Raw genomic sequence first — 26488 nt, forward strand, 5'->3', positions numbered from 1 at the left:
AAAAAAGGTGATCGCTGATAATAAAATTCCGTAACTTAGCAAATTTTTCGACAAAAAATGGGGCCCCTCAGGGCCCCATTTTCACTTGGCTCAGACTCAGAGTTCGACCACGTCGAATTTCACATCCGGGTTCACATCCGCATCGTAATCGACCTCGTCCAGACCGAAACCGAACAGGCGCAGGAACTCCTGCTTGTAGCCGACGTAGTCGGTCAGATCAGAGAGGTTCTCGCTGGTGATGGACGGCCACAGGTCGCGGCAGGTCTGCTGCACATCTTCGCGCAGCTCCCAGTCATCCATACGGATGCGGGCCTGCTCGTCCAGCGCCATGTCGGAAGCGTAGAGACGGGTGCGCATCATGCGATCCACCTGCTCCATGCACCCTTCGTGAATCCCCTTCTCCTTCATGATTTTGAAGGCCATGGAGATGTAGAGCGGCATGACCGGAATGGCGGAAGAGGCCTGAGTCACCACGGATTTGAGCACGGCTACGTGAGCGGTGCCGCCCTTGGCAGCCAGATCGCCACGGATGGCGGCGGCAGCGCGGTCCAGATCTTCCTTGGCGCGACCCAGGGTGCCATGCCAGTAGATTGGCCAGGTCAGGTCGGTGCCGATATAGGAGTAGGCCACGGACTTGGCGCCGTCAGCCAGCACGCCGGCATCGCGCAGGGCTGCCATCCACAGCTCCCAATCCTGACCGCCCATGACGGTGATGGTGTTCTGGATCTCTTCCTCATTCGCCGGCTCAACGGTGGCAGTGATGATCTGATCCTTGTTGGTGTCGATGGCGGTGGTGGTGTAAACCTCGCCGATCGGCTTGAGGGCAGAGCGCACAACTTCACCGGTGTCCGGCATCTTGCGCACCGGAGAGGCCAGGGAGTAGACCACCAGATCAATCTGACCCAGATCCTGCTTGATGAGCTCAATCACCTTGGCGCGGCACTCATTGGAGAAGGCATCGCCATTGACGCTCTTGGCGTAGAGGCCTGCCTCTTTGGCGGCCTTGTCGAAAGCTGCAGAGTTGTACCAGCCAGCGGTGCCAGTCTTGGTTTCGCTACCCGCTTTTTCAAAGAAGACGCCGAGGGTGGCAGCACCGGAGCCAAAAGCCGCAGCAATGCGGGAGGCCAGACCATAACCGGTGGAAGCGCCGATCACCAGCACCTTCTTGGGACCATTCTCGATGGCGCCCTTGGCCTTGGTATAAGCGATCTGGCGACGAACATTAGCTTCACAGCCAACCGGGTGAGTGGTGGTGCAGATAAAGCCGCGAACCTTGGGTTTGATAATCATATGGGGTCTCGGATCCGTTTAATGGATGAAATCGGGGCATAAGATACCTCATCTTGCCGCGATAAGGTGCTCTGATGTGTTGAACGGCGGCAAAAATCCGGTGGTCCATCACCGCAATGCGAGAAAAGTGCAACCCGCTCTGATTGCTCATGCTCATCCGCTATGTGATTCGTACGGGCTGGCTACCCCGCTTCGATGCCTCTGTTACCACGCTTCTTGTGCGAGCGAGATCCACAGGCCACTGACTCGGCCATAGCTGGCATATACTTGGACAACATCGTGGCGCTGGATGATTAGCCCGGCAGGGCGGAGGTAACATGACCAGATGTTGGCAGAGATGCTTGTTGTGGGCGGCCGTAGCACTGTTTGCGGCCAGTGAGGTATCAGCCAAACCGACCGTCGGCATGGTACTGAAGTCTGTTCGCAATGAGTTTTTTATCGAGATGGCGAAAGGGGCAGAAGCTTATGCAGCGACTCACCCCGACGCTCTGACACTACAGCTCGAAGGCATCCAGCAGGAGGTGGATGTCACCGGTCAGGAGGCGATCATCCGTAAAATGATCAGCCAAAAAGTGGATGCCTTGGTGGTGGTCCCGACTGATTCGGTCGCCATGCTCCCCGTGTTGATGGAGGCAATCCGCGCCGGCATCCTCGTCATCAACATGGACAACAAACTGGATGACCGGGCGCTGGTTCTGGAAGGGGTCAATATCCCCTTCGTCGGCCCCAGCAATTTTGCCGGCGCGCGCAGTGTCGGTGAATATGTCGCCAGGAAGCTTCCGGCTGGCAGTAAAGTCGGATTGATCGAAGGCCCTCCAGGTGCCATCAACAGTCGTGCTCGCAGCGACGGATTCCGGGCGGCCCTGCGCGCAGCAGACATGGTCGTCGCTGGCGTGCGCAGCGGCTACTGGGACATAGCCCAGGGCAAGAGCGCCACGATCGATCTCCTCAAGGCAACTCCGGATGTCAAAGCGCTGCTCTGTGGCAACGACAATATGGCCATCGGTGCAGCTCAAGCTCTGGCTGAGCTAGGGCTAAAGGGCAAGGTGTTGATCGGTGGCTATGACAATATCCCGGGGATCCACCCCTACCTCAATGAGGGCGACATCGTAGCGACAGCTGATCAGTATCCGGGCAAACAGGCACAATATGCGCTCGATCTCGTCCTGAAAGCGCTGGCTCAAAAAATAGCGCAAGCCGATCTGCCCGGCATAGTACAGACCCCTGTGGAGCTGGTTACACATCCTTAGGAGGGTTGATGAAGGGGTGGTGGGTATTGCTGGCATTGTGGTGCCAACTCGCATCGGCGCAGCCCGTGCTGAACATTTATGCCGACGCCTACCCCCCTTTCATTCAGGTCAACGGCGAGGGGTTAAGCGGCCCTTATGTCGATGTCTTTGCCCGCTTGGCAAAGCAGCAAGGGCTTGAGATCCATTTTCAGGCCAAACCCATGCGGCGCCTGCTCAAGATTGTGACCACCGAGCCAAACAGTTGCGGACTTGGTGTGCACTTCTCCGCCGAGAATGCTGAAACCCTGCGCTACGTTGCACGCATAGCCCCCATTACCCTCGCCGTCTACGCCCGACAGGGAACCGTCAAGCCATTGAGTAATATCGAGGTACTGCGTAACTACCGGATCGGCGCCATCGATGTCGCCGAACTGAGGGAGCTGCTCGATAATGCGGCGATCCGCTACGAACTGCTACCCAAGGCCAGCCAGGGGATCGCCATGCTGCAGGCGGGCCGTTTCGATCTGCTGATCAGCGATGTGCTCCCCGAGCTGATTACCACTCCTGCGCGAGGTAGCAAGATCCAGCGAGTCATGGTACTTGCCCGGGTCGAGCGATGGCTGGCATGCAATCCGCAGCTCCCCTCCGGTCTGCTGAAAGGTCTGCGAACATCCCTCACTCTGGGGGTCTTCGGCGACACCATGGCCGATATCTGGCAACACTATGATCTGAGCTCGGTATATGACGGGGTCCGACGGGAGTGGATCGTTATCCCCTGACCACGGCCACGACAGCGCTGTTTCGCCACAAGACAGAACGAACCCGATAGGGGCGCTTTTCACCCATTCCAGCCCCCTGCTTTTTCCCCTCTGGCCAGAGACGGTGAACCGCGATGGCAAGCTCGAGGCTGTTAGCAGGCAATCCGGGTAATATGCCCATCCTGCAGCTTGTAGAAAGCATCTTGCGGTAATTCCTGCGCCCAGACGGCGGCATAATCAAGATCAGCGTAGACGCCGCGCAGCATGGCACCGAGCAGACCGTGGGAAATAACGATGGCCCGCCCGGAAATCGCCGGATCCAGTAACCACTGCTGAGCGCGGCGCTGGATGCTCTCGAAGGATTCAGCCCCCGGCGCCTGCAGGTACCAGTCCCCTTTGCCAGTATCCAGTTCCGGATGAGCAGCACGCAGCTCCGGCAGCTGGCGGCTCTCCCACTCCCCCATACCCAGTTCCATCAACCGATCGTCCCAGACGATGCGATCCACCGCCAGCCCCAACTGCTCGCATACTAGCAGTGCCGTCTGGCGGGCTCGCCCGAGCGGGCTGGCATAAACAGTCCAGCGGACTGGCTCGTCCAGCTCGTCTCGCAGTCGCACCCCCATAGCGATGGCTTGCGCCTCTCCCTTCTCGGTCAGATCGGAGTTGCAACGCCCCTGCAAACGCAGCTCGGCATTGTATGCCGTCTGGCCGTGGCGCAGCAGATAGATGAGTCGAGACATGATTTCTCCAGCACGTTCAGATAGATAGAAAAATAAAGGGGAAGGATAATAGCAGAAATGCCAGGAGGCAGGCGTACACCGGGAGATAAAACCGGACAGAAACAACGGGTCAAAGATGACCCGTCTCCTGCCAGAGCAGCCTGATCACCCGCTTAACCTTTCTTGATCTCCCGCAGATAGCGGTAGATGGAGTGGACCGAAATGCCGAGCTGACGCGCGGCGATCTGGGCGCTGTCTTTAAGCTCGAAGATCCCCATGTCGTGCAACTGGTTGACGATGACCCGGGTCTTCTGGGAGGGCGGCACCGCCTCGTTGCCGCGCACCTCGGCACTGACGGTATCTATGGTGCTGTTGAGGGCTTCATCAATGTTGCGAGCAAAGACCTCCGGAGTAGCATGGCTCTCGTGGGGATTCATGCACTCCGGCATCATGGTGCGCAACACCGACTGCAACGGCGCATCCATGTCGCTATTGATGCAGAGCAGCCCGATCGCCTTGTGCTCCCCGTTACGGATGACGGTAGTGATGGAGCGCAGGGTCTTGCCGGTCGCACACTTGGTCATGTAGGGGCTGGAGATATCCTGCCCGCTCTTGAGCTTCATCATCGCCAGGTTGGTGATGGGGGCGCCGACACTGCGACCGGTGATATGGCCGTTGGCAATCTTGACGATCGAGGGATTGCCCACATCCAGACTGTGGAGCAGCACCTCGGTGTGCTGGCCATACATGGCCGCGATCCCGTCTACGATGTTCTCCATCGACTTGAGGATCTGGAAATCACTCGGACTCAACTCTTGCAGCTTCACAATGGAACCTTCTTGCAAAGGCTGCCGCATCGGCCAGCAAGGCCAGGCAGCAGCCGACAGGGACACTCAGGCTGACATGATATCAATAATGGCGGTGTCTGTGGCAGACATGCCGTCCTTCACCATCTGACCCACGTTGCGAATGGTCTGATCCACGTTGTCAGAGACAATCCCCTGCCCCGACACCGAGTGACTGTTGAGGGCCATCAGGAAACCGCGAACCGCCGCACCGGAGGAGGTACTCACCTTCATGGCGCAAGAGGCTTTCGCCCCGTCGCACACCATGCCGGCACTGTCGCTCAACACGTTCTGGATAGCGAAGCAGGACTGCTCGAAGCTGCCGCCCGCCAGATAAACCATGGCCATGGCAGCCGCCGCGCTGGTCACTGTGTTACCACAAAATGCCGACAGCGGCGGATAGTGGGACTTGATATAGATGGCGCCCAGATGGCTCATGATGAGCGCGCGAGCCAGTTGCTCTTCGCTGGCACCATAGCGTTCGGCTATCACCACAACCGGAATGGTGGCGGCAATGCCCTGATTACCACTGCCAAAGTTGCTCATGGCGGGCAGGGTGGCGCCCCCCATACGGGCATCGGAAGCGGCAGCCGTCATCATCACGATGCGGTTCATCACATCCTCGCCGATAAGACCGGCATCGATGTTCTGCTGCATGGTGCGGCCGATCTCGAGACCGTAAGGGTTGTTCATCCCCTCGGCAGAGAGCTTGCCATTGAGCTCGGAGGCCTTGAGGATGAACTTGATCTGCTCGAACTCCACCTGGGTGGCGAACTCGTAGATGGCGGCGATGCTGATATCGACTCCGTCGCAGATAGCGCCGGTGGCACCACTCTGGCTCTGATCGGCAGTGAACGTCACCTCGCCATCGCGGCGCTGCTCGACGATACGGGTATGGCCACCACACAGGGTCACTTCGGCGCTGTGCTCCTCACCTTGATCATCAGCGCCGAACAGGGTCACGCGGCAGTAGATAAACTCGGGGGCGGCGGTGCGGCTGACCAGCACGTGACCGGCATCGATCAGCGCCTGGGCACTGGCTACCTGCTCGGCCTGAATGGCGGCCAGCACTTCCAGCCCGGCATCGGCGTTACCACCGAGGGCGCCAGATGCCGCCGCAATGGCGAGGCCGATCTTGCCGGTACCCGGCACATAGACACCCATCGAGTTCTTGTAGAGATTATCCGACACCGCCACCTCAATCCGGCGGGGTTCGCAGCCCAGTTGCCGAGCGGCAACGGCGGCGGCATAAGCGGTGGCGATAGGCTCGGTACAGCCCAGCGCCGGTTTGACAACCTGTTGAATAATCTGCAGATACTGCTGCCACGCTTGTTTCATCAATTAAACCTTTTTATCAGCATTAACGAGCGATATGGGCGATCGCTTCGACTTCTACTTTGACACCCATCGGCAGATCCTTCACCGCGAAGCAGCTGCGCGCCGGGCAATCTTTCTGGAAATAGGCTTTGTAAACCTCGTTGAACGCGGCAAAATCACTGATCTCGGCGAGATAGCAGGTGGTTTTGAGCACGGTATCCAGCGAGCCGCCTGCGGCTTCCAGTACAGATTTCAGATTCTCCAGCGACTGGCGAGTCTGGGCAGCAATGCCCCCTTCCACCACACCACCTTGTTGCTTGCAAACGGGCAGCTGACCGGAGGTAAAGATGAGGTCGCCGTAGGCGGTGCCATGGCTGTAAGGACCAATGGCGTCAGGTGCCGCGGCTGCTGTGATGATGCTTTTCATATAGTTCTCTCCTATTTGTGCAATTTTTTTTGCAATTAAAAGCCCCTTTCCGTTCAACATTATTTGCTTTTTATTTTATCCATTCAACAAAAAGATACAAAAATGGCGTTAAAAAGCATCTTTAGGTCTCAATGTAAACCGTGATCGTCCTCCTGATTTGCACAAAAGTAGTGCCGAGGGCATTGTTTATAACGCATTTACTCAACTATATTTGCGCCGCTTTCCCCTACCCTACAAAAAAGAAGGTTTTAATGGACGCGCATAGCACCACACTCAATGGCCCGATGATGGGCACCCTGGAATGGAAAGAGGCGGTTCGCTTCGACAGCACCGACTGGGGCTGGATCATCATGAGCATCGGTATGGCCATCGGCGCGGGGATCGTCTTCCTGCCGGTACAGGTGGGGCTGATGGGCTTGTGGGTCTTTCTGCTCTCTGCGGTGATCGGCTACCCGGCCATGTATATGTTTCAGCGCCTCTTTATCAATACCCTGGCCACCTCGCCGGAGTGCAAGGATTACCCCAGCGTCATCACCGGTTACCTTGGCAAGAACTGGGGTATGCTGCTCGGCGCACTCTACTTCGTGATGCTGGTGATCTGGGTCTTTGTCTACTCCACCGCCATCACCAATGACAGCGCCTCCTTCCTGCAGAGCTTCGGTGTCACCAACGGCCTGCTCTCGGAAAATCCCCTCTACGGTCTGGTACTGATCTGCGGTCTGGTCGCTCTGGCATCGCGCGGTGAGAACATGCTGTTCAAGATCTCCACCTTTATGGTGCTCACCAAGATCAGCGTGGTAGCCGTGCTTGGCCTGATGATGGTGGACAAGTGGGATGCGGCCAACATCACCGCCATGCCCGCCGCCGGTGACTGGATGAAGGATGCCATCATCATGCTCCCCTTCACCCTTACCTCCATCCTCTTTATCCAGAGCCTGAGCCCCATGGTGATCTCCTACCGCTCGCGGGAGAAGTCGCTGGAAGTGGCCCGCTTCAAGGCGATGCGCGCCATGAATATCGCCTTCGGCATCCTGTTCGTGGTGGTGTTCTTCTACGCGGTATCATTCACCTTGGCCATGGGTCACGATCAGGCAGTCAAAGCCTCCGAAGAGAACATCTCGGCACTGGCGATGGTGGCGCAAGGGATGCCCGGCCAGACCCTCAAGCTGCTCAGCCTCACCCTCAACATCTTCGCGGTGATGACCGCCTACTTCGGCGTCTATCTGGGCTTTCGTGAAGCCTGTCAGGGACTGGCGATGAACCTGCTGCGCCGGGTGATGCCGGAAAACCGCATCAACAAGGGTCTGGTCGGCAAAGGGATCATGGTCTTTACCGTCATGCTCTCCTGGGGGGCCATCGTGCTCAACGCACCGGTGCTGAGTTTTACCTCCATCTGCAGCCCCATCTTCGGCATGGTGGGTTGCCTTATCCCGGCTTACCTGGTCTATCAGGTACCGGCGCTGCACAAGTACAAGGGAACGTCCCTCTACATCATCATCGTCACCGGCCTGCTGCTCTGTGTCTCGCCGTTCCTGGCGTTCAACTGATTGGCCTGAAAGCCAAATTGCCAACAGACGGGCCACCATCAGGTGGCCCGTTTTCATTGGTATTGCGCTGGCAACAGAACAAAAAGCCAAGGTGATCACAACTTCCCCCTCTCCCTGACCGAAGTACAGCGGCGAGGAGTAATATTCAGACATAACCGCATGCACCCGTCTTTTCGGGTATCGAGGCCTCACATGAAATGGATTTTCAACCCGGCCATCCGGCTGGGCAATCAGCTCTCCTTCAAATACAAGTTTCTACTCTGGTCCTGCCTGATGCTGCTGCCGCTGGCCTACAGCATGACCAATCTGCTGGGGCGGCTGCAGGATGACAACGCGCAGGCGCGCAGGGAGCTGGCTGGCGTCAACAACCTGGCCCCCGTGCCCGCCATCGAGCAAGCGCTGCTGACCCACCGCAATCTGGTGACCCAACACGCCTATGAGCAGAACCCGGCGAGCGAGAAGCAGCTCAAGGCTGCCGCACAAGCTGTGGACGAGAGCCTGAGCGCCTTTACCGATACCCGGCAGGAGAATCCCTCCTTTGATGCGCTCAAACAGGGATGGGCCGCCCTGCAGAGTGAAGAGAGTCAGCTGGAAGTGGAGCAGAGCAACCTGCGCCACGACAAACTGCTGACCGAGGTGCGCCACCTCTACAAGCACATCACCGCTGCCAACAGTCTGATCCAGGATCCTGCGATCGGCACCTACTACATGGTCCTCCTCACCAGCGAACGGTTGCCCCAGTTGCGCGACCTGCTGGCTCAGGTGCGGGATCGTGCCGCCACCATCGCCGACTTCGGCCTGTTTCAGGCGGAAGGGTACAGTGGCCTGCGCTTTCGTCTCGATCTCATCATCGCCACCCTGCAGGAGCTGGAGGCCGACCTGACCCTGCTCTACCAGATTGCACCTGAATATCGGGCTGAGTTGGGACAGCAGACCGATACCCTGTTGCAGCAGGCGCGTCAGGAGGTCGATACCATCGAAAACAAGATGATGAAGGATCAGCTGATACAGCTCTCCACCAAGGAGGTACTGGCGCTGGGGGATGAGCTGGATGGCACCATCACCGCACTGGCAAGCCAGGTGCGCCAGCGGCTGGCAACAGACCTGCACCAGCGGGTGGCGGCCAACCAGCGTCACTTCTGGTGGGTGACCGCCCCCCTGACCGCTATCCTGCTGCTCTATCTCTACCTGATGATCGGCGCTTATCTCTCCCTGCGCGAAACCGTGGGCCGGGTGCGGGAGATTGCCGCACGGGTTAATGCCCAGGATCTCAGCCAGCATATCGAGATCGTCGGTCAGGATGAGCTGGCCGCCATCAGCCGGGATTACAACGTCACCCTGGAGACCCTGCGCACCCTGATGCGACGGGTGCGGGAAAACGGCGTTACCGTGGTGGAGAGTGCGACCGAGATCGAAGAGCGCACCAACCGCTCTCAGGAGGTGATCGCCGATCAGCAAGGGGAGACCCATCAGGTCGCCACCGCCATCAAGGAGCTGGCTGCCACATCGCAAGAGATGGCAAACAACGCTCTGCAGGCAGCCCGCATGACTCAGGAGGCCCAGCAGGTGGTGGGTCAGGGTGAAGAGGTGGTCGAGCGAACCATCAAGGCCATCGATCATATCAACCGAGAGGTGCTGCGCACCGCCGAAGCCATCGGCCAGCTGGAGCAGCAGTGCAGCCAGATTGGCGGCGTCATCAGCGTGATCCGCGGCATCGCCGAACAGACCAACCTGCTGGCACTCAACGCCGCCATCGAGGCGGCCCGGGCCGGTGAACAGGGGCGCGGCTTCGCCGTGGTCGCCGATGAGGTACGCTCGCTGGCCAGCCGCACCCAGGGGGCGACCGTCGAGATCCAGCAGATGATCGCACAGTTGCAATCCGGCGCCCACGCCTCGGTCAGTGCCATGTCCGCCGCCAGTCACGAAGCGCAGGAGGGAGTAGGGTTGGCACAAGAGACCCAACACGCCTTCGGTGCCATCACCGAGAAGGTGGATCGGATGGTCGATACCAATGCCGTCATCGCCAGCGCCATCGAGCAGCAAGGGGCGGTAGTCAACGAGATAGAACGTAACGTGGTGCGCATCTCCGATGGCAGTGACGAGGCACTACAGGTCGCCAACGATGCGCGCGATGCAGCCCGCCAGATCCACCAGCTCACCGAACAGTTGCGCACCATGGTGCAGAGCTTCGTGTTGTAACACTGGCTCAAACCAACCCGTCATCCGCCACCACCAGCCCTCGCCAGGGCTGGTTTTTTATTCCCCTCTCCAACCTGCGCAATCCGGGCAACATGACGGAAAAAACGCATTTTCTGTTGGTCGTGGCTGCGCAGCCAGAGTAAGCTCGGACGAAAAAAGAGTCGAACGCTACCTTTTTCTCCCAAGGCACAAGATAGAGGCAAGAAAACCGGGAGCAGTTCGGCCAGCGGAAGGTCACATCCGACAAACCCGTTCCAACGAGGTATCGCACATGGCGAAGTACCAGTTTTTTTCTATCCCGGCCTCCAACCGGCAGCAATACACCTTTATCGATATGGCCTCCCCTACCTTTCTGACGGAGAAAGAGGCGCTGCTGGCACAGGGATTCGAAGTAGAGGAGGACTTTATTGACGCAACCAGCCCAAGCGAGGCTGTCGAGAAGTACCACTCCAACTTTCTCTATGTGGCAGATGAAGTGGGCAAGTCAGATGTCGGCTACGCCGCAGCCATCGCCATGATGGAGATCGGCAAGGAGTTATTGGGCAAGAAAAACCGCTGATATCGCGCAGAAAAGTGAAGAAAGTTGGCCATCGCAGCATCGCGCCCGATGGCCAGATTCGAGGTTCTTAACCCTGTCACTCAGAAGCGGGCCAGCTGCTGGAGCATCTCGATCAACTCCTCTTCGCTGCTCGGCTCATAGGCCAGCTGAAGGCACGGAGCGGCGCCCCCCATCAGCATGTAGACATTGGTGCTGCAGTGGTCATAGTGATACCACTTACCGTCAATACAGACGTCGGTATAGCATCTCGGGTCCCTTTTCAGTTCCATATACACATCCTTTTGTTACATCCAATCAACATCACTTCTGACCGTAAAACAACCAACCGCGACCGTTCTTGATACAGATCAAGATGTGCAACGGCAACGCCCCCTGCGGGCGCAATTCCCGCCATTTCACCTCCTTGATGGCGTTCTACACCGCAAGTGCCTCTCCCCTACCCACCTTGCCAATGCTATCTGCCAGCATAGTCAGTGGCAGCTTGACCTGATGTGGCATGACTCAATACCGCAGGTTAGCTCCTGCCTAACCAGAGCATGACTACACTTAGTCCCTCCGACCCACATCACCACCATCTGGAGTCATACCGATGAAGCTGAGGCTTTCCACCCCCACGATTGTCACGCTCTTGCTGTCCGGCACGCTGCTTTCACAGCCCACCTGGGCCGTCATAGCCCCCAAGCCAGCGAGCGAATTTACCATCAAGGCAAACCAGAATGTGCTAGCGACCCTGCCATTCAACGACAAGCAAGATTTCGAGGATGCCAAGCGCGGCTTCATCGCCAAGCCGGAGATCCTCACCATCAAGGATGACAAGGGCAACGTGGTGTGGGATCTGGAGCAATACAAGACCTACATCGGCCTCGACAAGGCCGCCCCGGATACCGTCAACCCCAGCCTGTGGCGCAACGCTCAGCTCAACATGCAGTACGGCTTGTTCAAGGTCACCGACAAGATTTACCAGATCCGCGGCTTTGATCTCTCCAACATCACCTTTATCGAAGGCAACAAAGGGTGGGTGGTGTTCGATCCGCTGATCTCCCCGCAAACCGCCAAGGCGGCGCTGGCCTTCATCAACAAGACACTAGGGGCGCGACCGATCACGGCAGTGGTCTACAGCCACTCCCACGTGGATCACTACGGCGGTGCCGCCGGTCTGTTCAACTCGCTGGACGAGGTGAAAAAGAACGGCGTCGAGATCATCGCACCGGAAGGATTTACCGAACACGCGGTGTCGGAGAACGTCATCGCCGGCAATGCCATGGCCCGCCGCGCCGTCTACATGTACGGCGCCCTGCTGCCGCGCAACCCGCAGGGGGGCGTCAACGGCGGTCTGGGGCAAACTACCTCCACCGGTGTGCCCTCACTGCTGCTGCCAACCCGCTTTATCACCAAAACCGGTGAGACGCTGACAGTGGATGGCGTCAAGATGGTCTTCCAGATGACCCCGGGCACCGAAGCCCCCGCCGAGATGAACACCTGGTTCCCGGACAGCAAAGCATTGTGGATGGCCGAAAACACCACCAACACCATGCACAACATCCTCACCCTGCGCGGCGCCCAGGTGCGCGATGCACTGAAGTGGGCCAGCTTTCTCAACGAGACCATCGAAACTTGGGGTGATCAGGCCGAGGTCAAATTCCAGAGCCACCACTGGCCACGCTGGGGCAATACCAACATCGTCGACTACTTCAAGAAGCAGCGTGATCTCTACAAATACATTCATGACCAATCGGTACGCCTGATGAACATGGGCTACACCGGCGAGGAGATCTCCGAGCAGATTACCCTCCCCCCAGAGCTCAACAACTTCTGGCCGAACCGCGGTTATTACGGCACCCTGCGCCACAACAGCCGCGCCGTCTATCAACGCTATATGGGCTGGTACTCCGGCAACCCATCCGATCTGGATAACCTGCCCCCCGAAATGGTTGGTCCCAAATATATCGAGTTCATGGGGGGCGAGCAGGAGGTACTTAAAAAAGCCAAAGCCTCGTTCGACAAGGGGGAATATCGCTGGGTGGCGGAAGTGCTCAAACATCTGGTGTTTGCCAACCCGAACAACACAGAGGGCAAGCTGCTGTTGGCAGATGCGCTGGAGCAGCTGGGTTATCAGGCTGAGGCGCTCCGTCTATCTGCAAGGTGCCTATGAGCTGCGAAATGGCGTTCCTAACGTTGGCGGAACCGTGACCGCCTCGCCGGATACCATCCGCGCCATGAGCCCCAGCATGCTGTTTGACTATCTCTCGGTGCGTATTAACCCCGAGAAAGCGGCGGGCAAGAAGATGGTCATCAACATGGACTTCACCGACATCGGCGAGAAACATACCCTGAGTCTGGAGAACTCGGTGCTGAACCACACTACCCGCTATGCCACCAAGCCTGATGTCACCATTACCCTGAGCAAGAAGACGCTGGATGATATCCAGCTCGGCCAAGGCACCATGGAACAGAAGATCGCCAGCGGCGAGATCAAAATCAAGGGTGACCAGCAGACGTTCAGCGACTTCATCAGCCTGCTCGACAAGTTCAACTTCTGGTTCAACATAGTGACGCCATGATGCAACGTACCTTGCGCACCGGCATGGCCTTGCTCTGCCTCATCCCCGGGATGGGGCAGAGCTGTGGTTACGATGCCCTCTACCCCAACCCGTTCGAACAAAGCTGGCCGGGTACGGTCAATATCGCCATGGCCACCGCTGCGGCGGTAAGCAGTGACCGGCTGGCCTCCTTGCCCACCCTGACGGGCGAAGCAGGCTTCACCCGCAGCCAGGTGTGGTTGCAGAGCCTGAAAAGTCGTTTTCAGAAGGCAGGTATCCAAGGCGGGATCTCCATTCTGTTGATCGATTCGGGGCTCTGGTCCCGAGTGCGCGGCAAGGAGTCACTGCTGCTCCAGCTGCACACCCCGGGCCCCCATCCCAATGATCGGATCATGCTGCTGAGCGAGGCGGCCATCAACGCCATGCTGGATGGATCGCTTACCATCGAGCAGGGGCTGCAGCTGGGGGTCGTGGAACTGCAGAGAGATGACAACCAGCAGTTTCAACAAGATCTGTACAAAGCGCTGAGCTCGCAGACCTGACCGGAATACCGCGGAACAGATAGAACAAAGGGAGGCAAATGCCTCCCTTTTTTATGCCTTCACGGCGAACGTCAAGCGCTGGCGCTTATTCGTCTTCCAGATAGGCGTAGCCTTGCAGACCCAGCTCCAGCTCGTCGAGCAGGGCTTTGCGGGTAGCATCGTCCAGCGCCGGGTGGGAGGCGATCCGCTGATAGTTCTCGCGGATGACGGACGGGTCGATGTTGACGTAACGCAGCAGCTGGTCGACGGTATCGCCGCGCACCACGTTGCGAATGTCCATCTTGCCTTCCTCGTCCAGCCACACTTCCGCGCAGTGGGTATCACCGAACAGGTTGTGCAGGTCGCCCAGGATCTCCTGATAGGCACCGACCAGGAAGAAGCCGACGTGGCACTCTTCGTTCTCGCCATAAACCGGCATCGGCAGGGTGCTTTCAACACCCAGACCGTCGACGTAGTGCTCAACCTGACCATCGGAGTCACAGGTAATATCCATCAGGATACCGCGACGGGTGAGCGGACGCTCGAGACCAGCCAGCGGCATCACCGGGAACACCTGACCGATACCCCAGGCATCCGGCAGAGACTGGAACAGGGAGAAGTTGGCAAAGCACTTGTCCGCCAGCTTTTCACTCAGTTCGTCAGCCAGCGCACGGTGGTTGCGGTTGACCGGGTTGAGCATCTCTTTGAGCGCCAGACAGGTGTTCTGGTGCAGCATCTCGGCCCAGGCACGTTGCTCAAGGTTGAGCAGGCCCATGGTGTACTGGGTATTCACATCGCCCAGATCAGCCACCGAGTCATGGAAGATCTCCAGCAGGGAGGGATCTTCACTGCGCAGATCCAGCCAACCTTGCCACATGTTCTGCAAAATGGTCGGTGCATCTTCGCCCGGCGCGCTGATGTCGTTCATCTCCACCCCTTCGGCACCAATGATATTGGTAACCAGCACGGCGTGGTGAGCGGTCAGGGCACGGCCGGACTCGCTGATGATGGTCGGGTGCGGCAGGTCGAACTCGCGGCAGACATCGCCGATGCCCCATACCACGTTGTTGGCGTACTCGGAGAGGCTGTAGTTGGCGGAGCAGTGACTCTGGGAACGGGTTCCCTCGTAGTCCACGCCCAGGCCGCCACCAACGTCAACGACTTCGATGTTGGCACCGAGGCGACGCAGTTCAGCGTAGAAACGGCCGCACTCGCGGATACCGCCCTGAATGTCGCGGATGTTGGCGATCTGGGAGCCCAGATGGAAGTGCAGCAGTTGCAGGCAGTCCAGCTTGCCAACACTACGCAGACGCTCGATCAGCGCCAGGATCTGGGAGGCTGACAGGCCGAATTTGGACATGGAGCCGCCGCTCGATTCCCACATGCCGGAGCCGGTGGAAGCGAGCTTGGCGCGCACGCCGATGTTTGGCTTGATGTTGAGACGAGCTGACTCGTCCAGCACCATCTCCAGCTCGGAGGGCTTCTCTACCACGATGTAGACCTTGTGGCCCATCAGGTTGCCGAGCAGAGCGTGGCGGATATATTCGCGGTCTTTGTAACCGTTGCAGACGATCACCGAGCCTTGCTCATGGTGATGGGAAAGCACGGCCAGCAGTTCCGGTTTGGAACCAGCTTCCAGGCCAAGCCGGGGCTTGTCGCTGTAGGACTGGCTGATGGTCTCGATGACACGACGCTGCTGGTTTACCTTGATCGGGTAAACGCAGAGGTAGTCCCCTTCATAGCCTGACTTTTCGATGGCCTGACCAAAGGCGTTGAACAGTGCATCGACCCGACTCTTGAGGATATCGGGAAAGCGCAGCAGCACGGGGGTGGTCAGCCCGGACTGACGCAACTGTTCGATAGCATCAGAGATGACGATTTGGGCGTCAGGGCGTGACTTGTCGGGAGCAACGGTCACATGACCGGCGTCATTGATATTGAAAAAACCCGCACCCCAGTAGGGAACGTTGTAGACCTTCAAGGAGTCCTTGCTGGACCAGTTAGTCATGGGCTATGCCTCGCAAATGAGCGACGGGAAGTCGCCTTCGTTACCCTCAATCACATCCAGACCATCTAGTGCAAAGCTGTTTTGCGCTTTGCACATCGCGGCAAGCCAGAGGCTGCCTGGTGGATCTTGGGGAAGTAACGAGTCTTGATGTGGGGCTGGTGGCTTTACATCAAGCTCAACGGTATGCGGTGCCACTATGCCGTGGCGCCGCGGTACTTTGATGACAGACGACATCAGCCACGCCGTCAGTTCATCATTCGGCAGCGATCCCGACAGAAGGAGAGGGTTCCAAGGAAGAGAAGCGAAGGCGCCAGCACGCATGCGTGTAGATAGACGACAACAACCACAGCCCACCTCACCGTCAGTGACCGCCCATGACAAGGGAAGATGATGAGCCATTGGCCCACTCGGTCAAATGAAGGATGAGAGTCTGTTGTTCTCCCTGATACCGGAGCCTAACCGGTATTAAAGAAACCATTCCCCAGCAGTGTCTGTCGTTTCTGCGTGCCTCGCCCTATAGGCGTATGATCGGTCCGGTTTCTGGCGGCTCTGCCTGCTTCAGGGTTACCTTCGGATCGGCGCGGAGTGTACACACTTACCGCAGGCGGTGACAATAAAAAATAGTGTTCAAAATCCCCTTTTAATAAGTCGAACAAATCTTGCTGGCGGGCAGGCGGGGGCTGGGATAGCGCATGATCGCCCCACCCTGTTATTCGCGCTGAAAAGAGTCGCTTTTCCCCCTCAAAAGAGACAGCCCTTGTGATGCGGGACTTGCAGGCCAACAACCCCGCATTGAGTCGTGATTAAAAATCCCCGAAGTGGCGACTTTTATGCGCAATAAACCGGCAGCGACTGTGCTTGGGCCGCTGGTAGGACCAAGGTAAAAAATGGAAAAAACCTGCGCTGACGCAATGAGTGGTGGGGACGGATTGGCGCAAAATGAGCGCTCACAACCGGAGGCTGATTAATGGATACCCTGCTTGAGCGTTTTTTGCGTTACGTGACTTTTCATACCCGCTCTGACGAAACCAATCCCGCCTGCCCGAGCAGCGAGGGGCAACTGATCTTCGCCCGCGCCCTGCAAGGGGAGATGGAAGCTCTGGGGCTGACCCAGGTCACCCTGGATGAGCACGGCTATCTCACTGGCTGCCTGTCGGGCAACCAGCCGGATGCTCCCGCCATCGGCCTGATTGCTCACATGGATACCGCCGATTACGAGGCGGAGCACGTGGTACCGCAGATCATCGAGAACTATCAGGGCGGCGATATTTGCCTTGGCAAGGGTGACGAGGTGCTCGCCATCCGTGACTACCGCTTCCTGAAAAACTACCTGGGGCAGGATCTCATCACCACCGACGGTACCACCCTGCTCGGCGCCGACGACAAGGCGGGCATCGCCGAAATCCTCAGCACCATCGACCATCTGCAGGCACACCCCGAGATCCCGCGCGGCGATATCTGGGTCGGCTTTACCCCGGACGAAGAGATCGGCCGCGGCGCCAACCTGTTCCCGCTGGACAGATTCCCGGCCAAGTGGGCCTACACCGTCGATGGCGGCGAACTGGGAGAGCTGGAGTATGAAAACTTCAACGCCGCCAGCGCCAACATCCGTTTCGTTGGTAACAACGTCCACCCCGGCACCGCCAAAGGCAGCATGATCAACAGCCAGACCCTGGCCGCTCGCTTCCACGCCGCCATGCCCGCCGCCGAGACCCCGGAGTGCACCGAAGGTTACGAAGGCTTCTTCCACCTGGCCCAGATGAGCGGTACCGTGGAAGAGAGCACCCTGCACTACATCATCCGCGACTTTGACGACCAGCGTTTCGCCGCACGCAAGGCCGAGATGGAGAGCCGGGTGGCCGCCATGCAGGCCGAGTGTCCCAAGGCCCGCATCGAGCTGGCCCTGACCGACAGCTATCGCAACATGCGCAGCCAGATCGAGCCGCACATGCACATCGTCGAACTGGCCCGCGCCGCCATGGAAGCCGCCGACGTGGTGCCGAAAATCAAACCCATTCGCGGCGGTACCGATGGTGCCCGCCTCTCCTTTATGGGCCTGCCCTGCCCCAATCTCTTCACCGGTGGCCACAACTTCCACGGCAAGCACGAGTTCATCCCGCTGCAATCCATGGAGAAATCAGTCGCCACCCTGATCGAGCTGGTTCGCCTCACCGCCACCTGGCGCGGCTAATCCCCGGTCAACCGGCAGCAAAAGAGAAGAGGGAGGCCAACGCCTCCCTCTTCTCTTGTTGTCTGACCTCGCACCAAACGCGGCACAGCGCTCTTTATTGCCGTCTGCCGTTACCCGCTCGTCTTGCGATCGGAGTGGCCGAGATCTCGCTCGGGGGCAATGATGTCGCGTACCCGCTGCTTGATCACCTTCGCCTCGGGGAAACCGTCGTCGGCCACCCGATCCCACACCTGTACCCCGTTGACCAGAATGCGGAACTCCCCCTTGCTGGCGGGCACCAGCGCCACCTCCCCCAGATCGCTGTCGAAGGTGGAGAGCAGCTCTTGCGCCAGCCAGGCGGCACGCAACATCCAGCGACAGAGGGTGCAGTAGCGGATCTCGATGCGGGGTTTGCTGATAAGGGTTTCGGATTCGGTCATAGGTGACTCCATAAAAATCGGCCAATGGCAGGAAATGGCATACCGCCCTCTTCTATTGGCTGACGCCCTGTTGCTCGACGCCATGAAAATCAGCCAACCAATAGCGAGCGATGGCGCGCATCACCGATTCTGGCAGTTCGAACAGACCGGGAGCAAGGGGGCCAGCCGCCAGCATGCGGATCCCCTCCATGATCTCCGCCAGCACCAGATAGACGTATTCGCCAATCACGGCACCATGGACGAAGTTGACCGCCTCGCCCCGGTTGAGCAGATAGATCAGGCTGCCATCCGGCCGATTGAGGGCCAGCACATGGGGGCACACCTCCTCCGTCGGCCAGGGCAGCTGGGCCAGCGAGAAGGCGAACTCGTCGTCGGCAGAGGTGACCGAGGCAACCATGGTGCCGGGACGCAGCGCCTGCAGATCTGCCAGATCGAGCGAACCATTGCCGGTGGAACAGATCACCAGCTCGGCGCGACTCAACGCCTCCGCCTTGCTGATAAGACGAAAACCGTGGGAGAGCGCCTCCACCTGTCGCAGCACGTCGGTTTCAACCAAGCCGAGATGGAGGTTGCGACCACGCAGGTCGCGCGCGATGCTGCGCCCCACCTTGCCATAGCCAAACAGTGCCGCCTCGCAGACGTTGAAGGTGCGGTTGAGATTGCGGGCCAGCGACTCGGCAGAGTAGACCACGCTAAGGCCAATCTGGATATCCTCGGCCTGCTTGAGGGGACTACGCGCCACCGAGACTACCGGGGTGGTCAGCACCTCCTGCTCATAGCGCTGATGGCCGTTTTCGGTCATCTCCACCACCCCGAGCAGACGGGGGCCAAAGTATTCGCTCAGGGTCGCCTGAGTCGTGGCAAAGTAGCCACCGATATCGAGGATCAGCAACCGCTCATGGGGGGCGACCAGTGGCGCGATCTGCTCGATCACCCCCTGTGGGCAGTTGGTCCACTGGCGATTAAGCGGTACAACCGGATAGTGGCGAGAGACCCACTCCAGGGTTGGGCCATGGACCGATTTGGGTTTCGGCAAAATAGCGCCGATCCGCCCGATCTGACCCAGCGCCTCGATAAAGCGGGGACGATCAGGCAGCAGGTGAGTAACCAGAAGAATACAGAGACCGTCGATGCGTCCCTGTCCGGTGAAATGGCGAAAAAACAGATGCTCAGATCCTTGACTGCGCAACTGTGGCCTCCTTAATGTGCCGCAAAGCAGGCAAACAGAACCCGGCACAGCCGGGTTCTGTGTGTGTCCAAATAAATTGAAAATCCTTTTTATCTGAAACACATAGGGGGCTCAATCTTTATCTCTCAAGAGTATGAGCAGACATGCAAAAATGGCCGTAATCGTCTGTTTTTCATGCAAAAATCAGTATAGAGAAGCAGCTGGCCACACCCACCACAGGCTGATGCCGGTTCCCGCTGTGGCGAGCAGGATCTGTGCTCCCCAACGCAGTGGCAACCGTTTGTCACGGCATGTCCATTCCAGCACAGGCAGCAACCAGACCGGCAACAATACCACCAGCGGCACCTCCACATATTGCCAGGCGAGCATCTGGACGAAGGCCAACGCCAGTGCCAACCCGGCAGGCATCACCTTGCGACCGGTGAACGCGGCGAGCAGCGCGCCAAAACCGGCGAAGGCGGCCAAGGCCCCGGCCAACTGGGCAATCAACAGGCTGCCATCGATGCCGATCACCAGCGCCAGCCAGATAAAGCCAAGAGCAAAACCGAGCCCCTCGAGGCTGTCACCGCGCAAGGCGCTCCAGCCAAACCAGCAGATGGCGGGCAGCAGTGCCAGCCAGATCATGGGTTCACTCGCCAGCACCGAGGCCAGCCCCTGCCACCATATCAAGGCACCGACGACGGCAAAGAGCAGCAGCGAACCGCGCAGATCGGTCACCTGCGCCGCGATGGCTGGCACCAGCAAGGTCAGCGGCAACCACTGCCACGCCTTAACCGGCAGGCCATAGGCTCCGCCCAACAAGGATCCCACCAGCCAGAGCGCCCCAGAGATAACCCAGCCGCGGCCAACGCCACGACAGCAAAACGGCTCCCAGAGGAGCCGCCAGGGTTTGCAGCAAAAGTGAGGCGCCCATTACTTGCGCACGCCTTCGACAAACAGGTTGATGTTCATCTCGTCCGGAATGCCGGGCAGCATGTAACTCACACCAAAGTCACTGCGCTTGATGGTGGTGGAAGCGTTGAAGCCGCTGCGATAACCGCCCCAGGGATCCTTGCCCTCACCGATCTTCACCAGATCGAATGCCACTTCCTTGGCGACGCCGTGCAGGGTCAGAGTGCCTTTCAGTACGCCTTTGTCCTTGGTTCCTTCGTAAGCGGAGCTGACAAAGGTCATCTTCGGATACTGCTTCACGTCGAGGAAATCGGGGCTGCGCAGGTGCTTGTCACGGGGCTCGTGGTTGGAGTCCACACTGGCGGCATCCACTTCGAAGCTCGCCCTGGCCGCGGCCGGATGGGCGTCATCCATGCTGAAAGTGCCGCTGAAGGTGTTGAAGCGGCCCACCAGCTCGGAGAAGCCAAGGTGGCCCACCTTGAACTGCACCGTGGTGTGCGCCGGGTCGACATCGTACTCCGCCGCCATCAGGGGGGCTGCCATAAAGAGGCAGGAGGCCAGCAGGGCTTTGCTCATTTTCATCCGTTCGTTCCTTCATCTTGGGGTTCACATCGTTGGCGGACATGCTAACCTCGTCGTCAGGATGAATAATCAGCGATTCATTAAATTCATTATTTACTGAGGATGGAAAATGGATCAGATCGCCGCCATGCGCACCTTCATCAAGGTGGTGGAGTGCCAGAGCTTTACCAAGGCCGCCAACCAGCTTGGCATCTCGGTGGCCATGGCCTCCAAACTGATGCAGCAGCTGGAGGAGTCCCTCGCCACCCGGCTGCTGTCGCGCACCACCCGTCAGGTCAACCCCACCGAAGCGGGCCAGTTCTACTACCAGCGCTCCCTCGCCCTGCTGGCGGAGCTGGAAGAGACCCACAGCCAGCTGACCCACCACAACCAGCAACCCAACGGGACTCTCAAGCTCTCGGTACCGATGGACTTTGGCTATCTCCACCTCTCCCCCGCCCTGCCACTGTTTCGTGAACGCTTCCCCGACCTCAAGCTCGATATCGAGTACAGCGACCGGCGGGTAGCACTGGTGGAAGAGGGGTTCGATCTGGCGCTGCGCATCGGCCATCTCAGCGACTCCTCACTGGTGGCACGCCAGCTCGCCACCATCCAGCTGGCACTTTGCGCCAGCCCCGCCTATCTGGCGTGCAAGGGAACCCCGCAGAGCCCGGAGGATCTCAAACAGCACGACTGTCTGGTCTACACCCTGACCCAACCGGAGTGGCACTTCAAACAGGGTGGCGAGGCACAGAGTATCCGGCCGCAGGGACCGCTGCGGGCCAACAACGGGGTGGCACTGACCCGCGCCGCTTGTGATGATCAAGGCATCATATTGCAGCCCACCTTTATCGTGGGAGAGGCGCTGCGGGCAGGGCAGCTGGTGAGCCTGCTGCCGGAGTGGGAGAAGGGTGAGGTGGGACTCTATGCAGTCTATCCGCACCGCCGCTTCGTCTCGGCCAAGGTGCGCTGCTTTATCGAGTTTGTGCAGGAGCGCTATCTCGCCCCGCAAAAGTGGGAATCTTAAGGCTTGGCAGACGTTGCCGGAGCATGTGTGGCTTGCAGCTGCAACGCTTCCTGCGTCAGTTGCCAGCGCGGCAACCGGGTGCGAATGGCCGCAAGCTGCTCTTCGCTCAGTGTGTAGGGCAGCGTCACCACCACCTCGTGGCAATCGAACATAGCGGCCAATTGCAAAATCAGAATGAGATTCACCTCATCGGTTCTGTGTTTATTGACCCGCTTGCGCAGCTCGTAACGCAGCTGGGTCTGCGGATCCGCAGTCATCGCCTGCCAGCCGACACCAAACAGCGGAACCAGCGCACTGACCAGACCAAAGGCGGTGAAAGGTTGTTTGGGAGGATGATAGAGCTCATTGAGATCCAGCAGAAGAGGCTTCTGAGCCTGCTCACCACCACATAAAAACGTTTTCGTCATTGGATTACCCGTTATATTCCACTAGACTGCGCCGCATATTTTACCCTGATATGCCAACGAGGTGCTGATGCTAAGCGATATCGAGATCTCCCGCCAGTCCCCCCGTCTCTCCATTCACGCGTTGGCTGATCGCCTCGCCATCCCCCAGCACCTGCTCAGCCCCTACGGCCACTACAAAGGCAAACTCAGCCTCGACCTGCTCAAGGCCAAGCCCAAGACAGCGGGCAAGCTGGTACTGGTAAGCGCCATCACCCCCACTCCGCTCGGTGAAGGGAAGACAGTGACCACGCTGGGCCTCTCCATGGGGCTCAACCATATCGGCCAGCCCAGCATCGCCACCATCCGCCAGCCGAGTCTCGGCCCGGTATTCGGGGTCAAGGGGGGAGCTGCTGGCGGTGGCCACGCCCAGGTGGTGCCGATGGAGGAGATGAACCTCCACCTCACCGGCGATTTTCACGCCCTGACGGCGGCCCACAATCTGGCGGCGGCGGCCCTCGATGCCCGCCTGTTCCACGAGCGCAAACTCGGCGACCAGTTCAGCGCCAAAACTGGCCTGCCGCGGCTCGATATCGATGCCGACAACATCCTCTGGCCGCGCACCCTCGACATGAACGACCGCGCCCTGCGTCACCTCACCATCGGTCAGGGTGGCGCCGCCGACGGGGTTGAACGGCAGGATCGTTTCGTCATCACCGCCGCCTCCGAGCTGATGGCCATTCTGGCGCTGGCAAGCGACCTGAAAGACCTGCGCCAGCGCATCGGCCGCATCCAGCTGGCCCGCGACATTCACGGCAACCCCATCACAGCCGAACAGTTGGAAGTGGCGGGCGCCATGACGGTGCTGCTCAAAGAGGCCCTGCTGCCGACCCTGATGCAGACCACAGAGCAGACCCCGGTACTGGTGCACGCCGGCCCCTTTGCCAACATCGCCCATGGCAACTCCTCGGTCATCGCAGATCACATGGCGCTCGGTCTCACCGATTACGTGGTGACCGAGGCAGGCTTTGGCTCCGACATGGGGCTGGAGAAGTTCTTCAACATCAAGAGTCGCCAATCCGGCCTGACCCCCTCCTGCGTGGTGCTGGTGGCGACGGTACGTGGCCTCAAGGCCAACAGCGGTCTGCTCGACATCCGCCCGGGCCAGCCGCTGCCGGAAAGCCTGCTGCGCGAGGATCTGCCGACCCTTGAACAGGGCTGTGCCAATCTCGCCTGGCATATCGCCAATGCCCGCCGCTACGGCGTCTCCGTGGTGGTCGCCATCAACCGCTTCCCCACCGACAGCGAGGCTGAACTTGCCTTGCTGACCCGCGAGGCGATGAGGGCCGGAGCCTGTGGCAGCGCCATCTCCAACGCCTTTGCCCAGGGTGGTGCCGGTGCCAGTGACCTGGCCCACGCCGTGGTCGCTGCCTGCGAGCAACCGGGCAAAGTCAAGTTGCTCTATCCCGACGAGGCAAGCCTTGAAGCCAAGCTGGCGACGCTGGTGGAGTGTGGCTATGGCGGGCGCGGCATGCAGCTCTCGGACAAAGTGCGCCAGCAGCTGGCACAACTTGCCGCCGAGGGGTGGAACCACTTGCCAGTCTGCGTGGCCAAGACGCCGCTCTCCATCAGCCATGACCCGGCCCTCAAAGGGGTGCCCCGTGATTTTGAGGTCCCCATCGACGAGGTGAGGCTCTGTGCCGGTGCCGGGTTCGTCTATGCCCTGGCGGGCCCCATAATGACCATGCCGGGGCTGGGCAGCCTGCCAGCCTATCGTCATATCGATATCGATGAGAACGGCGAGATAATTGGCCTGAGCTAAATGGTCAGGTGAGGGATCTGGCTTCGGCCGATTACGCTTCGCTACTCGACCCTACGATCAACAAACCGGCCAGAAACAACAAGGCCCCGCCAATTGGCGGGGCCTTCTGTTATCCAGACGTCACCTGTTACAGGGTGAAGCGCTGGGTCATATGGTGCAGGGTGCTGGCCAGCTTGCTCAGCTCGACACAGGCCTGGGCAATCTGATCGGCCCCCTGGGCATTCTCGTCCGCCGCATTGTGAATGTTGACGATGCTGCGATTGAGCTCTTCAGTCACCGCATTCTGCTCTTCAGTGGCCGTAGCAATCAGGGTATTCATGTCAGTAATGCGCACCACGGCACCATTAATGGTATCGATACTGGTGCCAGCATCCCGCGCCAGACCGACACTCTGCTGCATCTGGTGGCGGCTCAACTGCATGGCATTGCCCGCTTCGGCAGCACGGCTCTGCAACAGCTCGATCATCTTGCTGATCTCGGCGGTGGAGTCCTGGGTACGCTGAGCCAGCGAACGCACTTCGTCGGCAACGACCGCGAAACCACGGCCCTGTTCACCGGCACGAGCGGCTTCGATGGCGGCATTGAGCGCCAGCAGGTTGGTCTGACCGGCGATATCGCGGATCACATCCAGCACCACGCTGATGTTGGCGCTGTCAGCTTCCAGCTGTTGTACCACAGTACCTGCCTGCTCAATCTTGACCGATACCTCTTCGATACTGGCGATGGAGCTGCGCACCACGTCACTGCCAGCGGCAGAGGTGCGAGAAGCATCCTTGGCGGCGCTCATGGCATCCGTGGTATTGCGGGCCACTTCATTGACAGTGGACTGCATCTCGTTCATGGCAGTCGCCACCTGGGAGACTTCGCTCTGCTGAATGGCCATGCCGCTGGCAGATTGAGTGGAGATGGCGCTCACCTCCTCCACCGCACTGCTAAGCTGGCTCACGGAACCGGCAATCTCGCTCACCAGATCGGAGAGGGAGCCCTGCATCCGGTTGATGGCTGACCCCAGCTGACCCAGTTCGTCACGGTTGAAGCGGTTGTCACGGATCCACTGTTGCAGTTCGCCCTGCCCCAGCTCGCCATTGGCAATGCGCTGGGCCTGACGGGCCAGCATGATGAGCGGGTCACGGATTTGGCGAGTCAGCACTATGGAGAGTGCCACCACCAGCACCAGACCCAGCACCAGCGCAATCGTCACGCTCAACTTGGCAGAGTCATAAGAGGCGACCACCACCTTGCGCGACTCGGTCGCATAGCTATGGTTGATGCGGATAAGCTCGGCTACGGACTTGTGCAGGTTGTTGTAGAGAGGGATCCCCTGCTCCATGAACACTTGCTGGGCCTCGGCCATCAGACCGCTGTCCTGCATCTGCTTCACCTGCTGGTGCAGGGCGAGATAGCTTGCCCAGTCTGACTTGACGATATCAAAGGTGCGACGCTCTTCCAGATCCTGTGCCCAGATGGTCTTGTCATGGTCGATCATCTGCTGCTTGAGACGCTCAACCAACTGCGAAGCCATGCTGCGATACTCGCTCCCCTTCTGGGGATCCGAGGCCACCAGAAACAGGCCCAGTTCATAACGACGCAACTCGCTGATGCTGTCACCGATCGCATTGGTGCGGTTGACGGCAGGCAGGATACTGTCGGTAAAACCGATAGCGGCCCGGTTCATATTGCTGAACTCCAGCAACGAAAAGCCGCCGATAAAGGCGACCATCAAACCGAGCACGGCAAAGCCGGCGGTGAGTTTTTTGCCTATGGTCATTGAACTGGTATTCATGGCGTATCCTGGTGGTCGTTAAATTCGTTGCACTCGTCCGGTCCACACCCCATGGCATGTACTAACCGACCACTGGTTCAGTGGCGGACCATCCAACCTTGATGAATATCTCTGAATTCCATGAGCGACAGCGAGCGTCTTGAAGAGGCCACTAGATTAACCGGATTGTTGTAGCCCGGAAAGAGTCTGTTTGGTTACTTTTTGTAAGGTAAAAAGGGGGGATTTTTCGCCCTCGATTAAATATACCGTTCAGATGAATAAAT

21 protein-coding genes and 2 pseudogenes are annotated in these 26488 nt (G+C 59.0%); 10 read left to right on the plus strand and 13 right to left on the minus strand.

The genetic code is table 11. The annotated features are described in order from the left end of the window. Positions 1 to 96 precede the first annotated feature (96 nt). Entirely contained in the window at positions 97 to 1290 is a 1194-nt protein-coding gene (fabV, locus tag ACE1BR_RS06395; RefSeq protein ID WP_374868623.1) for an enoyl-ACP reductase FabV, read from the minus strand. A 317-nt stretch (positions 1291 to 1607) separates the two neighbouring features. Between fabV and ACE1BR_RS06400 the strand changes: the two genes are divergently transcribed. Together ACE1BR_RS06400 and ACE1BR_RS06405 are read left to right on the plus strand one after the other, a co-directional pair. Continuing rightward, positions 1608 to 2540, plus strand: a complete 933-nt coding sequence (locus ACE1BR_RS06400) for a sugar ABC transporter substrate-binding protein (protein ID WP_374868625.1) — start codon at positions 1608 to 1610, stop codon at positions 2538 to 2540. Positions 2541 to 2548: 8 nt separating this feature from the next. Then, positions 2549 to 3298, plus strand: a complete 750-nt coding sequence (locus tag ACE1BR_RS06405; RefSeq protein ID WP_374868627.1) for a substrate-binding periplasmic protein — start codon at positions 2549 to 2551, stop codon at positions 3296 to 3298. A gap of 131 nt (positions 3299 to 3429) precedes the next feature. On the opposite strand, the gene ACE1BR_RS06410 is transcribed toward ACE1BR_RS06405, so the two are convergent. From ACE1BR_RS06410 to ACE1BR_RS06425, 4 genes are all read right to left on the minus strand, one after another. Beyond that, positions 3430 to 4017, minus strand: coding sequence for a histidine phosphatase family protein (locus ACE1BR_RS06410; protein ID WP_374868629.1), 588 nt, complete (start codon positions 4015 to 4017; stop codon positions 3430 to 3432). Positions 4018 to 4169: 152 nt separating this feature from the next. Further along, positions 4170 to 4823, minus strand: coding sequence for a transcriptional regulator (locus ACE1BR_RS06415; RefSeq protein ID WP_374868631.1), 654 nt, complete (start codon positions 4821 to 4823; stop codon positions 4170 to 4172). Between the two features lie 66 nt (positions 4824 to 4889). Next, complete coding sequence (locus ACE1BR_RS06420) at positions 4890 to 6179, minus strand: serine dehydratase subunit alpha family protein (RefSeq protein WP_374868633.1); 1290 nt, start codon at positions 6177 to 6179, stop codon at positions 4890 to 4892. Positions 6180 to 6201: 22 nt separating this feature from the next. Then, positions 6202 to 6585, minus strand: a complete 384-nt coding sequence (locus ACE1BR_RS06425; RefSeq protein ID WP_042058012.1) for a Rid family detoxifying hydrolase — start codon at positions 6583 to 6585, stop codon at positions 6202 to 6204. A gap of 251 nt (positions 6586 to 6836) precedes the next feature. Here ACE1BR_RS06425 and ACE1BR_RS06430 point away from each other — a divergent pair, with 251 nt between their 5' ends. The 3 genes from ACE1BR_RS06430 to ACE1BR_RS06440 all read left to right on the plus strand — a co-directional run bounded on the left by ACE1BR_RS06430 (position 6837) and on the right by ACE1BR_RS06440 (position 10890). Further along, a complete protein-coding gene (locus tag ACE1BR_RS06430; protein WP_374868635.1) occupies positions 6837 to 8132 on the plus strand; it encodes a hypothetical protein in 1296 nt (431 codons plus the stop codon). A gap of 192 nt (positions 8133 to 8324) precedes the next feature. Continuing rightward, positions 8325 to 10331 carry a methyl-accepting chemotaxis protein gene (locus ACE1BR_RS06435; protein WP_374868637.1) on the plus strand — a complete coding sequence of 669 codons (2007 nt, stop codon included), beginning with the start codon at positions 8325 to 8327 and terminating at the stop codon, positions 10329 to 10331. Positions 10332 to 10602: 271 nt separating this feature from the next. Further along, complete coding sequence (locus ACE1BR_RS06440) at positions 10603 to 10890, plus strand: hypothetical protein (RefSeq protein WP_374868639.1); 288 nt, start codon at positions 10603 to 10605, stop codon at positions 10888 to 10890. A gap of 80 nt (positions 10891 to 10970) precedes the next feature. On the opposite strand, the gene ACE1BR_RS06445 is transcribed toward ACE1BR_RS06440, so the two are convergent. Further along, positions 10971 to 11159: a hypothetical protein gene (locus ACE1BR_RS06445; RefSeq protein ID WP_374868641.1), complete on the minus strand. Its 189-nt coding sequence runs from the start codon at positions 11157 to 11159 to the stop codon at positions 10971 to 10973. Between the two features lie 320 nt (positions 11160 to 11479). Between ACE1BR_RS06445 and ACE1BR_RS06450 the strand changes: the two are divergent. Both ACE1BR_RS06450 and ACE1BR_RS06455 read left to right on the plus strand, forming a co-directional pair. Next, positions 11480 to 13451, plus strand: a pseudogene (locus ACE1BR_RS06450) (alkyl/aryl-sulfatase). After that, entirely contained in the window at positions 13448 to 13972 is a 525-nt protein-coding gene (locus tag ACE1BR_RS06455; RefSeq protein WP_374868643.1) for a hypothetical protein, read from the plus strand. Before ACE1BR_RS06450 ends, ACE1BR_RS06455 begins: the two are co-directional and overlap by 4 nt. An 85-nt stretch (positions 13973 to 14057) precedes the next feature. Here the strand turns inward: ACE1BR_RS06455 and speA are convergent, their stop codons facing one another. After that, positions 14058 to 15959, minus strand: a complete 1902-nt coding sequence (gene speA / locus ACE1BR_RS06460; RefSeq protein WP_374868645.1) for a biosynthetic arginine decarboxylase — start codon at positions 15957 to 15959, stop codon at positions 14058 to 14060. A 967-nt stretch (positions 15960 to 16926) separates the two neighbouring features. On the opposite strand from speA, the gene pepT reads away from it, so the two are divergent. Further along, positions 16927 to 18150, plus strand: a complete 1224-nt coding sequence (pepT, locus tag ACE1BR_RS06465; protein ID WP_374868647.1) for a peptidase T — start codon at positions 16927 to 16929, stop codon at positions 18148 to 18150. Positions 18151 to 18260: 110 nt separating this feature from the next. Here pepT and ACE1BR_RS06470 read toward each other — a convergent pair whose 3' ends face one another. The 4 genes and pseudogenes from ACE1BR_RS06470 to ACE1BR_RS06485 form a co-directional block, all read right to left on the minus strand. Continuing rightward, positions 18261 to 18569, minus strand: a complete 309-nt coding sequence (locus ACE1BR_RS06470) for a SelT/SelW/SelH family protein (RefSeq protein WP_374868649.1) — start codon at positions 18567 to 18569, stop codon at positions 18261 to 18263. A gap of 52 nt (positions 18570 to 18621) precedes the next feature. Next, the gene (locus tag ACE1BR_RS06475) at positions 18622 to 19758 is read right to left on the minus strand and encodes an adenosylhomocysteinase (RefSeq protein ID WP_374868651.1); all 1137 of its coding nucleotides are present in this window, start codon (positions 19756 to 19758) and stop codon (positions 18622 to 18624) included. Between the two features lie 183 nt (positions 19759 to 19941). Further along, positions 19942 to 20671, minus strand: a pseudogene (locus ACE1BR_RS06480) (hypothetical protein). Beyond that, entirely contained in the window at positions 20671 to 21231 is a 561-nt protein-coding gene (locus ACE1BR_RS06485; RefSeq protein WP_374868653.1) for a YceI family protein, read from the minus strand. Before ACE1BR_RS06485 ends, ACE1BR_RS06480 begins: the two are co-directional and overlap by 1 nt. A gap of 109 nt (positions 21232 to 21340) precedes the next feature. Here ACE1BR_RS06485 and ACE1BR_RS06490 point away from each other — a divergent pair, with 109 nt between their 5' ends. After that, positions 21341 to 22237 carry a LysR family transcriptional regulator gene (locus ACE1BR_RS06490; protein ID WP_374868655.1) on the plus strand — a complete coding sequence of 299 codons (897 nt, stop codon included), beginning with the start codon at positions 21341 to 21343 and terminating at the stop codon, positions 22235 to 22237. On the opposite strand, the gene ACE1BR_RS06495 is transcribed toward ACE1BR_RS06490, so the two are convergent. Next, a complete protein-coding gene (locus ACE1BR_RS06495; protein ID WP_374868657.1) occupies positions 22234 to 22644 on the minus strand; it encodes a hypothetical protein in 411 nt (136 codons plus the stop codon). The genes ACE1BR_RS06490 and ACE1BR_RS06495 overlap by 4 nt on opposite strands. A gap of 67 nt (positions 22645 to 22711) precedes the next feature. Between ACE1BR_RS06495 and ACE1BR_RS06500 the strand changes: the two genes are divergently transcribed. Further along, on the plus strand, positions 22712 to 24442 hold the full coding sequence (locus tag ACE1BR_RS06500) for a formate--tetrahydrofolate ligase (RefSeq protein ID WP_374868659.1): 1731 nt from the start codon (positions 22712 to 22714) through the stop codon (positions 24440 to 24442). Positions 24443 to 24569: 127 nt separating this feature from the next. Here ACE1BR_RS06500 and ACE1BR_RS06505 read toward each other — a convergent pair whose 3' ends face one another. Then, positions 24570 to 26225, minus strand: a complete 1656-nt coding sequence (locus ACE1BR_RS06505) for a methyl-accepting chemotaxis protein (RefSeq protein WP_374868661.1) — start codon at positions 26223 to 26225, stop codon at positions 24570 to 24572. Positions 26226 to 26488: the final 263 nt, after the last annotated feature.

Origin of the sequence: Aeromonas sp. MdU4 (assembly GCF_041929505.1) — a bacterium.
GTDB lineage: Bacteria > Pseudomonadota > Gammaproteobacteria > Enterobacterales > Aeromonadaceae > Aeromonas.

Bases quoted from the DNA above. Each gene is read 5' to 3' on its own strand.
- fabV (WP_374868623.1), bottom strand. From the start codon at position 1,290: ATGATTATCAAACCCAAGGTTCGCGGCTTTATCTGCACCACCACTCAC.
- ACE1BR_RS06400 (WP_374868625.1), top strand. From the start codon at position 1,608: ATGACCAGATGTTGGCAGAGATGCTTGTTGTGGGCGGCCGTAGCACTG.
- ACE1BR_RS06405 (WP_374868627.1), top strand. From the start codon at position 2,549: ATGAAGGGGTGGTGGGTATTGCTGGCATTGTGGTGCCAACTCGCATCG.
- ACE1BR_RS06410 (WP_374868629.1), bottom strand. From the start codon at position 4,017: ATGTCTCGACTCATCTATCTGCTGCGCCACGGCCAGACGGCATACAAT.
- ACE1BR_RS06420 (WP_374868633.1), bottom strand. From the start codon at position 6,179: ATGAAACAAGCGTGGCAGCAGTATCTGCAGATTATTCAACAGGTTGTC.
- ACE1BR_RS06425 (WP_042058012.1), bottom strand. From the start codon at position 6,585: ATGAAAAGCATCATCACAGCAGCCGCGGCACCTGACGCCATTGGTCCT.
- ACE1BR_RS06430 (WP_374868635.1), top strand. From the start codon at position 6,837: ATGGACGCGCATAGCACCACACTCAATGGCCCGATGATGGGCACCCTG.
- ACE1BR_RS06435 (WP_374868637.1), top strand. From the start codon at position 8,325: ATGAAATGGATTTTCAACCCGGCCATCCGGCTGGGCAATCAGCTCTCC.
- ACE1BR_RS06440 (WP_374868639.1), top strand. From the start codon at position 10,603: ATGGCGAAGTACCAGTTTTTTTCTATCCCGGCCTCCAACCGGCAGCAA.
- ACE1BR_RS06445 (WP_374868641.1), bottom strand. From the start codon at position 11,159: ATGGAACTGAAAAGGGACCCGAGATGCTATACCGACGTCTGTATTGAC.
- ACE1BR_RS06455 (WP_374868643.1), top strand. From the start codon at position 13,448: ATGATGCAACGTACCTTGCGCACCGGCATGGCCTTGCTCTGCCTCATC.
- speA (WP_374868645.1), bottom strand. From the start codon at position 15,959: ATGACTAACTGGTCCAGCAAGGACTCCTTGAAGGTCTACAACGTTCCC.
- pepT (WP_374868647.1), top strand. From the start codon at position 16,927: ATGGATACCCTGCTTGAGCGTTTTTTGCGTTACGTGACTTTTCATACC.
- ACE1BR_RS06470 (WP_374868649.1), bottom strand. From the start codon at position 18,569: ATGACCGAATCCGAAACCCTTATCAGCAAACCCCGCATCGAGATCCGC.
- ACE1BR_RS06485 (WP_374868653.1), bottom strand. From the start codon at position 21,231: ATGAAAATGAGCAAAGCCCTGCTGGCCTCCTGCCTCTTTATGGCAGCC.
- ACE1BR_RS06490 (WP_374868655.1), top strand. From the start codon at position 21,341: ATGGATCAGATCGCCGCCATGCGCACCTTCATCAAGGTGGTGGAGTGC.
- ACE1BR_RS06495 (WP_374868657.1), bottom strand. From the start codon at position 22,644: ATGACGAAAACGTTTTTATGTGGTGGTGAGCAGGCTCAGAAGCCTCTT.
- ACE1BR_RS06500 (WP_374868659.1), top strand. From the start codon at position 22,712: ATGCTAAGCGATATCGAGATCTCCCGCCAGTCCCCCCGTCTCTCCATT.
- ACE1BR_RS06505 (WP_374868661.1), bottom strand. From the start codon at position 26,225: ATGAATACCAGTTCAATGACCATAGGCAAAAAACTCACCGCCGGCTTT.